The sequence below is a fragment of the Enterobacter sp. C6 genome, assembly GCF_008122455.1.
Lineage (GTDB): Bacteria > Pseudomonadota > Gammaproteobacteria > Enterobacterales > Enterobacteriaceae > Enterobacter > Enterobacter pseudoroggenkampii.
In genome coordinates this window covers 28,441-40,197 of record NZ_QPFW01000237.1, presented here as the reverse complement: position 1 = coordinate 40,197, position 11,757 = coordinate 28,441, and the positions used below count along the sequence as shown (strand labels likewise).

Below are 11,757 nucleotides of genomic sequence, written 5' to 3'. Positions count from 1 at the left end.
ATCAGCCCGCCTGGTCCAGAATGCGTACGACTAACTGCGAGAAACTCATCCCCGCCTGACGCGCAGCCATCGGCACAAGGCTGTGACTGGTCATTCCCGGAGAGGTATTGGCTTCCAGCAAATAAAATTGCCCATCACTGTCCTGCATCACGTCGATGCGTCCCCAGCCGCGGCATCCCAGAACATGCCAGGCTTTAAGCACCAGGGACTGTAAATCTGCTTCACGCTCGGCTTCAAGACCACAAGGGCAGAAATATTGCGTCTCATCAGAGAGATACTTCGCCTCATAATCATAGAAGACTCCAGCGGGTTGGATGCGGATTGACGGTAAAATTTCTTCGCCAAGCATCGCGACGGTAAATTCTGGCCCGCTGAGCCATTTTTCAATCAGAACTTCTTCATCATGTTGAAATGCCAGTGCTAAAGCGGACGAAAGATCTTCAGCTTTGTCGACTTTGGACATTCCCACACTGGAGCCTTCCCGGCTGGGCTTTACAATAACCGGTAAGCCCAGTTCAGCAATGCGTGTATTAACGCTATCCGGCAGGCCCAATTCAAATTCGCGACGCGTCAGTGCAACCCATGGCGCAACGGGTAACCCAGCGCCCTGCCACAGGAGTTTGCTGCGCAGTTTATCCATAGAGATAGCGGAGGCCATCACGCCGCTGCCGGTGTACGGCATGCCGATCAAATCCAGAAGCCCCTGCAGGGTGCCATCTTCACCGCCGCGACCATGCAAAGCGATAAAGACTTTATCGAAACCCATGGCTTTTAATTGCGTCACGTCGACCTCTTTTGGGTCGACCAGGTGCGCATTGACGCCCCCTTCACGCAGGCCCGCGAGCACAGCCGCGCCGGAATTCAGGGAAACCTCACGCTCGGCGGAGGTGCCGCCAGACAGGACAGCAATCTTATCAGCCATGATGCTCATCCTCCTGAGTTTGCGGCTTCAGTTTGATTTCAGCTAAGGTACGGGCGATTTTGCCGATATTTCCCGCGCCCTGAATCAGAATCAAATCGTTACCTGTCAGGACCGGAGCCAGAATTTCCGCCACCTGTGCAGGGTCAGAAACCAGAATAGGGTCAACTTTACCGCGTCCACGGATGGTGCGACATAAAGAACGACTGTCTGCGCCCGGAATCGGAGTTTCGCCCGCTGAATAAACATCCAGCATTAACAGTGTATCTACCTGTGAAAGGACGCTGGCGAAATCGTCGTACAGATCGCGCGTACGCGTGAAGCGGTGCGGCTGGAAGATCATCACCAGATTCTTGTCAGGCCAGCCTGCACGTGCGGCTTTGATGGTGGCGTCCACTTCGGTCGGATGGTGGCCGTAGTCGTCCACCAGCATCGCTGTGCCGACTTTACCGTTCACGGCGTCCAGCGGGAATTCACCGAGGAAGTCGAAGCGACGGCCGGTGCCCTGGAAGCTTTCCAGCGCGCGCAGAATCGCATCATCATCAATGCCTTCTTCCGTCGCGACGGCCACTGCCGCTGCGGCATTGAGGGCGTTATGACGACCTGGCGCATTCAGCATGACGTGCAGCAGTTCTTTGTCCTGACGCGCCAGCGTGAAATGCCCCTGCGCACCAATCTGTTTGTACTCTTCCACGCGAACGTCAGCGTCTTCGCTGAAGCCGTAAGTGGTGATTTGACGACCCACGCGCGGCAGCAGCTCGCGGATCACCGGATCGTCTACGCACATCACCGCGCGTCCATAGAACGGCAGGTTGTGCAGGAAGTTGATGAAGGTCTGCTTTAGGTTTTCGAAGTCGCCCTGGTAGGTATCCATATGGTCAGCTTCGATGTTGGTGACAATCGCCACCATTGGCTGCAGGTGCAGGAACGACGCGTCGCTCTCATCCGCTTCGGCAATCAGATAACGGCTGTGGCCCAGACGCGCATGTACGCCTGCGGCTTTGACCAGACCGCCGTTGACGAAGGTCGGATCGAGACCCGCTTCCGCATAAATACTGGAGACCATCGCCGTGGTCGTGGTTTTACCGTGGGTCCCGGCAATAGCGATGCCGTGACGGAAACGCATCAGTTCCGCCAGCATTTCTGCACGGCGGATCACCGGAATGCGCGCTTCATGCGCGGCAACGATTTCCGGATTGTCAGAGGAGATGGCGCTTGAGACCACCACCACGCTCGCATCGCGCACGTTTTCCGGACGATGGTTGAAATAGATAGTCGCCCCAAGCGACGCCAGTTGCTGCGTAACAGGGTTTGGCGCCAGGTCAGACCCGCTGATCTGATAGCCTTCGTTAGCTAACACTTCGGCAATACCGCCCATGCCAGCACCACCGATGCCAACAAAGTGAATGTGCCGGACGCGACGCATCTCGGGCACGATTGAACGCAGTTTTGCCAGTTGTTGTGTATTCATTCTCTAAACGCCATCGACTACTTAAAATTCGTGCCGCGCTTCACGCGCTGCGAGGGTTAAGCCTGGGCTGCCAGGCTCACTTCTTTTGCCACCCGTTCCGTCGCATCAGGGATAGCGGCCGCGCGCGCGCGTTGCGCCATCTCCAGCAGTGCGTCTCTGTTCCAGCCCGCCAGGGTGGTGGCGACCGCGTCGGCGGTAAATTGTGGCTGTTCAAAAATTTTCGCCGCGCCAGCTTTCTCAAGCGGCAACGCATTCCAGTACTGCTGTCGGTCTTTGTGCTGGAACGGCACAAACAGGGCAGGCAGACCGGCGGCGGCGATCTCGCTCACCGTCAGGGCGCCTGAACGACAGACCACGACATCGGCCCAGGCATACGCTGCCGCCATGTCGTCGATAAACTCGGTGACTTTATGCTGCGGCTGACCTTCGTCTGCATAAGCCTGCTCAACGGTCTGCTGAGCACCTTTTCCGCTCTGGTGCCAGATCGTCACGGCATCCCCCAGCTTTGCGGCAACCTGCGGCATCGTCTGGTTTAAGATACGCGCGCCCTGAGAGCCGCCGACGACCAGTACACGCACCGGCCCTTCACGGCCCGTCAGGCGAGCGTCCGGCAGCGGCAGCGCCAGCACGTCCACACGCACCGGGTTACCTACCACGTCCGCTTTCGGGAACGCGCCGGGAAACGCCTGCATAACTTTGGTGGCGATTTTCGCCAGCCACTTGTTGGTCAGACCGGCAATACCGTTCTGCTCATGCAGCACAACGGGAATACCTAACGACCACGCCGCCAGCCCGCCAGGACCCGAGACATAGCCGCCCATGCCCAGCACCACATCCGGCTTAAAGCGCTTCATGATGGTGCGCGCCTGACGCCAGGCGTTAAAAATACGCACCGGTGCCAGCAGCATTGCCTTGAGGCCTTTGCCCCGAAGGCCGGAAATACGAATAAAGTCGATCTCGATACCGTGCTTCGGTACCAGATCGGCTTCCATGCGGTCTGCGGTTCCCAGCCAGCGTACCTGCCAGCCCTGATCCATTAAATGGTGCGCAACCGCCAGTCCCGGGAACACGTGTCCGCCGGTACCGCCTGCCATCACCATTAACCGCTTCGGTTGATTCATCGTGAACCTCGTGTAAACGCCTGGGCTTTTTCCAGACGCGTCTCATAATCTATACGCAACAAAAACATGATGGCCGTCGACATAATCAACAGACTGGAACCACCATAACTGATCAACGGCAACGTCAGACCTTTGGTCGGCAGCATACCCGCTGCGGCCCCGACGTTAACCAATGCCTGGAAGCTAAACCAGATACCAATTGAACAGGCTAAGAATCCTGAGAAGCGGTGATCGATCTCCAGCGCTTTCCGGCCGATGGACATGGCGCGGAAAGCGACGAAGAATACCATTAATAGCGCTAATACCACACCGATATAACCCAGTTCTTCCGCAATAATGGAGAAGATGAAGTCAGTGTGCGCTTCCGGTAAATACTCCAGTTTCTGTACCGAGTTACCCAGACCCTGTCCCCAGACTTCGCCGCGACCAAAGGCCATCAGCGACTGAGTCAGCTGATAACCGCTGCCGAACGGATCTTCCCACGGGTTCCAGAACGAGGTTACACGGCGAATACGGTAAGGCTCGGCGAGGATCAGCAGCACAACCGCCGAAATCCCCATTCCGATGATAGCGATGAACTGCCACAGCTTCGCGCCCGCCAGGAACAGCATCGCCAGGGTGGTAACGAACAGCACGACAACGGTACCGAGGTCAGGCTGCGCCAGCAGTAATACCGCCAGCACCAGAATCACGCCCATCGGTTTTAAGAAGCCGCGCAGGTTGTTACGCACTTCATCTACCTTACGCACCAGGTAGTTAGCCAGGTAGCAGAACAGGGAGAGCTTGGTAAATTCCGCAGGCTGAATACGCAGCGGGCCAAAGGCGATCCAGCGCGATGCCCCGTTAACAGAGCTCCCCACCACCAGTACGATCAGCAGCATAATAATCGAGGCGATCAGCATCGCCGTACTGTGCCGCTGCCAAAACTCCATTGGCAGACGCAAGGTCACCAGCGCCAGGCAAAACGCCAGGATGATGTACAGACCATCACGCTTGGCAAACAGGAAAGGATCGTTCGCCAGACGCTGCCCGACGGGCATTGAGGCGGACGTCACCATAATAAAGCCGACCGCTGCCAGCCCCATCGTGAGCCAGAACAGCGTGCGATCGTACATGACCAGGCTGTCGTTATCTTTTTGACGAGAGCCCATCACCCAGCCTTTGAGCGCCGCAAACAGCCATGCCAGGATCCCAAATCCTGGCAGGCGCGGCATTTTCAGGCGAGGGAGAGATAAACGCATCAGCCTAACTCCTTCGCCAGGCGGGTAAAGACATCACCACGCTGTTCGAAATTCTTGAATTGATCGAGGCTGGCGCAGGCCGGAGAGAGCAGCACCATATCGCCTGGCTTCACGCGAGGAGCAATCAGCCGCATCGCCTGTTCCATGGTTTCGGTTTGCTCGGCGACCTCAGGGCGCACTGCAGCCAGCTCGCTGCCGTCACGGCCGAAGCAGTACAGACGGACGTTATCACCGGAAAGATACGGTTTCAGGGAGGAGAAATCCGCTGATTTACCGTCGCCACCCAGCAGCAAATGCAGCGTGCCGTCAACGTGCAGGCCGTTCAGCGCGGCCTCCGTGCTGCCCACGTTGGTGGCTTTAGAGTCGTTGATCCAGCGTACGCCGTTGTGCTCCAGCGCCAGCTGGAAACGGTGTGCCAGCCCAGAAAACGTGGTTAATGCTTTCAGGCTGGAGGAGCGTGGCAGCCCTACTGCATCTGCCAGCGCCAGCGCCGCCAGGGCATTGGTATAGTTGTGCTGACCAGTGAGCTTCATCTCTTTCACGTTCAGCACTTTTTCACCCTTCACGCGCAGCCAGGTTTCGCCCAGCTGGCGGTTCAGGTGGTAATCCCCCATCGTGATACCGAAGCTGATGCAGCGATCGTCTGCGCCACGCACCGGCATGGTCAGCGCGTCATCGGCATTCACTACGCAGACTTTGGCATTCTCATAAACGCGCAGCTTGGCGGCACGATACTGCTGCAGACCAAATGGATATCTGTCCATGTGATCTTCAGTCACGTTGAGGATTGTCGCAGCCGCAGCGTGCAGGCTGGAGGTTGTTTCCAGCTGGAAGCTGGAAAGCTCGAGAACATACAGCTCACAGCCTTTATCCAACAGCATCAGAGCGGGTAAACCAATGTTACCGCCAACGCCGACGTTCATGCCCGCCGCTTTCGCCATTTCACCCACCAGGGTAGTGACGGTGCTTTTACCGTTAGAACCGGTAATGGCGATAACGGGCGCCTGCGCTTCGCGGCAGAACAGCTCAATATCGCCGACAATCTCAACGCCCGCATCCGCGGCAGCGCTCAGTGAAGGATGCGCCAGCGCCATACCCGGGCTGGCGACAATCAGATCGGCTGCCAGCAGCCAGTCATCATTCAGACCACCAAGGTGGCGTTCAACCTGTTCAGGCAGTTTGTCCAGACCCGGCGGAGAGACACGCGTATCCATCACGCGCGGCGTCACGCCACGCGCGAGGAAAAAGTCCACGCAGGAGAGCCCCGTAAGGCCCAGCCCGATGATAACGACTTTTTTGCCCTGGTAATCTGCCATGATTAACGTACCTTCAGCGTTGCCAGGCCAATCAGCACCAGCATCAGCGAAATAATCCAGAAGCGCACAATCACGCGCGGCTCCGGCCAGCCTTTCAGTTCATAGTGGTGGTGAATCGGCGCCATACGGAAGATGCGCTGACCGCGCAGCTTGAAGGAACCGACCTGCAAAATCACCGACAGGGTTTCAACCACAAACACGCCGCCCATGATCACCAGCAGGAACTCCTGACGCAGCAGTACGGCGATAATGCCGAGCGCACCGCCCAAAGCCAGAGAACCGACGTCCCCCATAAAGACCTGCGCCGGATAGGTGTTGAACCACAGGAAGCCCAGCCCCGCGCCGACGATCGCCGTACAGACGATCACCAGCTCACCCGCGTGGCGCAGATAAGGGATGTGCAGGTAGTTCGCAAAGTTCATGTTACCGGTCGCCCATGCCACCAGCGCAAAACCGGCGGCCACAAAGACGGTTGGCATAATGGCCAGGCCATCCAGACCGTCGGTCAGGTTTACGGCGTTGCCGGTACCGACAATCACAAAGTAGGCCAGCAGGATGTAGAACAGCCCCAGCTGTGGCATCACGTCTTTAAAGAACGGCACGACCAGCTCGGTGGCTGGCGTATCTTTCCCGGCCAGATACAGCGCGAAGGCCACGCCCAGCGCAATCACCGACATCCAGAAATATTTCCAGCGGGCAATCAGGCCTTTGGTGTCTTTACGAACAACTTTGCGGTAGTCATCAACAAAACCGATGATCCCGTAACCCACCAGTACCGTCAGAACGCACCAGACGTACGGGTTGGAGGGATAGGCCCACAGCAGCACGGAAACGACGATGGCGGTCAGGATCATGATCCCGCCCATGGTCGGCGTACCGCGTTTGCTGAAGTGCGATTCCGGACCGTCGTTACGTACAACCTGACCGAAAGAGAGTTTTTGCAGACGGGCAATCATGCGCGGGCCCATCCACAACGAGATGAACAGCGCAGTCAGCAGGCTGACGATGGCGCGAAACGTCAGATATGAAAAGACGTTAAAGCCTGAATAATATTTGACCAAATGTTCGGCCAGCCAAACTAACATGTCCCGTTCTCCTGTAATGCGTGCACAACCTCTTCCATGGCGGCACTACGTGAACCTTTCACTAACACAGTCACAATTTGTTTTTCTGCAATCAACGCTTTAAGGCGCTCTATCAACGCGGCTTTGTCAGCAAAATGCTCGCCAACGCCGCTGGCATAGCTAATCGCCTGGCTCAGTTTTCCTGCGCTCAGCACACAGTCCAGCCCCGCCGCTTTCGCCGCTTCACCGACCTGGATATGACAGGCTTCGCTTTCGTCGCCCAGCTCTGCCATATCGCCAACCACCATGATGCGATAGCCCGGCATTTCAGATAACACCTGCACCGCCGCCGTCATCGAGCCAACGTTCGCGTTGTAGGAGTCATCCAGCAGCAGCTTATTTTCCGAAAGCTGAATCGGGAACAGACGTCCCGGCACGGCTTTCAGGTTCGCCAGCCCGGTTTTAATCGCTTCATGCGACGCGCCCACCGCCGTCGACAACGCCGCCGCCGCAAGCGCATTGGCGATGTTATGGCGACCCGGCAGCGGCAGCAGCACATCGACACCACCCGTTGGGGTGGTGAGGGTGAATTCTGTGCCGTGCGACGTCACGTGGATATTGGTCGCGGTAAAATCACTGTTGACCGCATTCGGCGAGAAGCGCCAGGTTTTACGCGAACCAATAATGCTCTGCCAGTTCAGCCAGTCGTTGTTATCGGCGTTCAGGATGGCGATACCGTCATCCGGCAGGCCGGTGTAAATCTCACCTTTGGCTTTTGCTACGCCTTCCAGCGAGCCAAAGCCTTCCAGATGCGCAGCCGCGAGGTTATTCACCAGTGCGGCTTCCGGGCGAGTCAGGCTCACGGTCCAGGCGATTTCGCCCTGGTGGTTTGCCCCTAACTCGATCACCGCAAATTCATGTTCTTTGGTCAGGCGGAGTAATGTCATCGGCACGCCGATGTCATTATTGAGGTTGCCCGCGGTATAAAGCGTATTCCCGCACTGGCTGAGGATCGCCGCCGTCATCTCTTTCACCGACGTCTTGCCTGATGATCCCGTCAGGGCGACAACGCGCGCAGGGACCTGCTGACGGACCCAGGCGGCCAGCTCACCGAACGCGAGACGCGTATCTTTCACCACAATTTGCGGCAGATCGATATCCAGCTTGCGGCTGACCAGCAGCGCACCGGCGCCGTTCTCTTTGGCCTGTTCAGCAAAATCATGCGCGTCAAAACGCTCGCCTTTCAGCGCCACAAACAGACAGCCTGCGGAGATTTTGCGGGTGTCCGTCGTGACGGCATCAATCGTCAGGTCTTGCCCGTGCAGGTCGCCCTGCAGAATGGCAGCGGCCTGGCTTAACGTGATGCTAATCATGCCACGACTCCCAGCAGACGTGCTGCCGTTACGCGGTCCGAGTAGTCCAGACGGCGATTGCCAACGATCTGATAATCTTCATGGCCTTTACCCGCCAGCAGGACTACATCATTCTCCCGCGCCTGCATGATGGTGTTAGTCACGGCTTCCGCACGGCCTTCCACCACGCGAGCGCGGCCCGCGTCCAGCATGCCCGCCAGAATGTCATTGATGATGGCGCGCGGCTCTTCCGTACGCGGGTTGTCATCGGTGACTACCGGAATATCTGCAAACTGCTCGGCAATAGCCCCCATCAGCGGGCGTTTGCCTTTGTCGCGATCGCCGCCGCAGCCAAACACGCACCAGAGCTTCCCTGTGCAGTGCAGGCGCGCCGCTTCCAGCGCTTTTTCCAGCGCGTCCGGCGTGTGGGCATAATCAACCACAACGGTCGGCTTGCCCGGCGCGCTGAACACTTCCATACGGCCGCAAACCGGCTGCAGACGCGCTGAGGTTTTCAGCAGCTCAGCCATTGGATAACCCAGCGCGAGCAGCGTCGCCAGCGCCAGCAGCAGGTTGCTGACGTTAAACGCGCCCATCAGGCGGCTTTCAATTTCGCCTTCACCCCAGGAAGAGGCAAAGCGGATTGTCGCCCCGCTGTCGTGGTAATTCACTTCAACCGCCTTCAGCCAGCGGCCGTGGCAGTTCGGATTGATATGGTCTTCCATCGACACTGCAACCGCATCCGGCAGCTTCGCCAGCCAGCGGCGGCCCACTTCGTCGTCGGCGTTGATGATGGCTTGTCCGTAATGGTGAGTAGAGAACAGCAGCCATTTCGCGGCTTCGTAATGCTCCATATCACCATGATAATCAAGATGATCGCGGCTCAGATTGGTAAACACGGAAGCGGCAAATTTCAGCGCCGCGACGCGGTGCTGTACCAGACCGTGCGAAGAGACTTCCATCGCAGCAAAGGTTGCCCCCTGCCCTGCCAGACCGGCAAGCACATGCTGTACGTCTACCGCGGAACCGGTGGTGTTTTCCGTCGGGCTCACTTTGCCCAGCAGGCCATTACCCACGGTCCCCATCACCGCACCGGTTTCACCCAGCAGCTGGGCCCACTGCGCCATCAGCTGCGTGGTGGTGGTTTTACCGTTGGTACCCGTCACGCCAACCAGGCGCAGCTGGTCGGAAGGTTCGTGATAAAAACGCCCCGCCAGTGCGGAAAGACGCTCGTTTAACTGGCTGAGATAGATAACCGGCACCCCGTGCATTTCACGGATCTCACCGTCGGTTGCCTCATCTTTAGCCTCAGCAATAATGGCAGCCACACCTTGCGCAATCGCCTGCGGGATATAACGACGCCCGTCCGCCTGATGACCGACCACCGCCACAAAAAGATCGCCAGAAGCAGCCACGCGGCTGTCCAGTATCATCTCTCGCAGTGCTCGCTCCGGTGCATTTGGCACCCACGGAGCGAGAAGGTCGCGCAAATTACGATCTGCCACCTGTACCCTCGCCTTGATTAATTACAAATTCACTTTTTTCGCCCGTCGCCAGCGCATCTGGTTCAATGTTCATGGTACGTAACACGCCGCCCATGATAGCCCCGAACACAGGCGCGGAGACGGCGCCGCCGTAGTATTTACCCGCCTGTGGATCGTTAATCACGACCACCAGCGCAAAACGCGGATTGCTTGCAGGCGCAACGCCTGCGGTATAGGCAATGTATTTGTTGATATAGCGGCCATCCGGCCCCACTTTTTTCGCCGTACCGGTCTTGATAGCGATGCGATAACCTTTGATTGCCGCCTTCACGCCGCCGCCGCCGGGCAGCGCCACGCTTTCCATCATATGAACAACAGTACGGACGGTCGATTCCGGGAAGATACGCTCACCGGGAACCGGTGGATCAACTTTGGTAATCGACAGCGGACGATAGACGCCATAGCTGCCGATCGTTGCGTAGACTCGCGCTAACTGTAACGGTGTCACCATTAGCCCGTAGCCGAAAGAGAAGGTGGCCCTCTCTATGTCAGACCACCGTTGTTTTTGAGGATATAAGCCACTGCGTTCTCCGACCAACCCCAAATTGGTCGCCTTTCCAAGCCCAAAACGTGAGTAAGTCTCTACTAACGCTGAGGACGGCATCGCTAACGCCAGCTTTGAAACACCGACGTTACTCGACTTCTGTAACACCCCGGTCAGGGTCAATTCGCTGTAGCGCGCCACGTCTTTGATTTCGTGACCGTTAATTCGGTAAGGAATGGTATTCAGTACGGTATTTTCATTAACGATACCGCGCTGAAGTGCAGTCATGACGACCATCGGCTTAACGGTCGAACCCGGTTCGAACACGTCGGTGATGGTACGGTTACGCATAATATCCTTTTGCGTACCGGTAAGATTGTTAGGGTTGTAGGACGGGCTATTGGCCATCGCCAGCACTTCACCCGTGTTGACATCAACTAACACGGCACTGCCCGATTCCGCTTTGTTAAAGGCCACGGCGTTGTTCAGCTCGCGGTAAACCAGCGCCTGTAACCGCTCATCGATACTCAGCGCAAGGTTGTGTGCTGCCTGGCTGTCCGTTGAGGAAATATCCTCGATCACGCGACCATAGCGGTCTTTACGCACAATGCGCTCACCGGGCTGACCGGTCAGCCATTTATCAAAGCTTTTTTCAACGCCCTCAATCCCCTGGCTATCAACGTTAGTAAAGCCAATGAGGTGAGCAGTCACTTCGCCGGATGGATAGTACCGGCGGGATTCTTCGCGAAGATGGATCCCCGGCAGCTTCAATTTTTTGATGTAGTCCGCCATGTCAGGATTCACCTGACGCGCCAGATAGATAAAGCGCCCTCTCGGGTTGGTATTCACGCGTGAAGATAACTGGTCCAGCGGCATCTTCAGCGCATCCGCAAGGGCCTTCCACCGGTTATCAAGCGTGATGCCGCCAGCATCATGCAGTTCTTTCGGATCGGCCCAGATAGCCTTCACCGGCACGCTCACCGCCAGCGGACGACCCGAGCGGTCGGTGATCATCCCGCGGGATGTCGACACTTCCTGGACGCGCAGAGAGCGCATATCGCCCTGGCGTACCAGCATGTCAGGGGCGACGATTTGTAGCCAGGCCACGCGGCCCAGCAGGAAACCCAGCGCCAGTAAAATGCAGCCGCAAAGCAACGCAAAACGCCAACTGACAAAGTTGGCCTGTTCTTCCTGACGTTTTGGTTTTAGCGTTTTTGCCGCTGCTTTCATGCGTCGCGTTTTCCC

Annotated in this window: 9 protein-coding genes; all 9 read right to left on the bottom strand. The window is 57.4% G+C overall.

Annotated features, from left to right (window positions below):
* Position 1: 1 nt before the first annotated feature.
* The 9 genes from DOU50_RS16765 to DOU50_RS16725 are packed head-to-tail and all read right to left on the bottom strand — an operon-like array spanning position 2 to position 11,742.
* On the bottom strand, positions 2–922 hold the full coding sequence (locus tag DOU50_RS16765) for a D-alanine--D-alanine ligase (RefSeq protein ID WP_032649808.1): 921 nt from the start codon (positions 920–922) through the stop codon (positions 2–4).
* A complete protein-coding gene (gene murC, locus DOU50_RS16760) occupies positions 915–2,390 on the bottom strand; it encodes a UDP-N-acetylmuramate--L-alanine ligase (protein WP_148769773.1) in 1,476 nt (491 codons plus the stop codon). Before murC ends, DOU50_RS16765 begins: the two co-directional genes overlap by 8 nt.
* Before the next feature lie 56 nt (positions 2,391–2,446).
* Complete coding sequence (gene murG, locus DOU50_RS16755; protein ID WP_023334504.1) at positions 2,447–3,511, bottom strand: undecaprenyldiphospho-muramoylpentapeptide beta-N-acetylglucosaminyltransferase; 1,065 nt, start codon at positions 3,509–3,511, stop codon at positions 2,447–2,449.
* Positions 3,508–4,752, bottom strand: a complete 1,245-nt coding sequence (gene ftsW, locus DOU50_RS16750) for a cell division protein FtsW (protein ID WP_024907458.1) — start codon at positions 4,750–4,752, stop codon at positions 3,508–3,510. The genes murG and ftsW overlap by 4 nt, the downstream gene beginning before the upstream one ends.
* Entirely contained in the window at positions 4,752–6,068 is a 1,317-nt protein-coding gene (murD, locus tag DOU50_RS16745; protein WP_148769772.1) for a UDP-N-acetylmuramoyl-L-alanine--D-glutamate ligase, read from the bottom strand. The genes ftsW and murD overlap by 1 nt, the downstream gene beginning before the upstream one ends.
* 2 nt (positions 6,069–6,070) lie before the next feature.
* Positions 6,071–7,153, bottom strand: a complete 1,083-nt coding sequence (mraY, locus tag DOU50_RS16740; protein WP_008501985.1) for a phospho-N-acetylmuramoyl-pentapeptide-transferase — start codon at positions 7,151–7,153, stop codon at positions 6,071–6,073.
* Positions 7,147–8,505, bottom strand: coding sequence for a UDP-N-acetylmuramoyl-tripeptide--D-alanyl-D-alanine ligase (gene murF, locus DOU50_RS16735; RefSeq protein WP_148769771.1), 1,359 nt, complete (start codon positions 8,503–8,505; stop codon positions 7,147–7,149). The genes mraY and murF overlap by 7 nt, the downstream gene beginning before the upstream one ends.
* On the bottom strand, positions 8,502–9,989 hold the full coding sequence (murE, locus tag DOU50_RS16730) for a UDP-N-acetylmuramoyl-L-alanyl-D-glutamate--2,6-diaminopimelate ligase (RefSeq protein ID WP_032649816.1): 1,488 nt from the start codon (positions 9,987–9,989) through the stop codon (positions 8,502–8,504). Before murE ends, murF begins: the two co-directional genes overlap by 4 nt.
* The gene (locus DOU50_RS16725; protein WP_024907454.1) at positions 9,976–11,742 is read right to left on the bottom strand and encodes a peptidoglycan glycosyltransferase FtsI; all 1,767 of its coding nucleotides are present in this window, start codon (positions 11,740–11,742) and stop codon (positions 9,976–9,978) included. Before DOU50_RS16725 ends, murE begins: the two co-directional genes overlap by 14 nt.
* Positions 11,743–11,757: the final 15 nt, after the last annotated feature.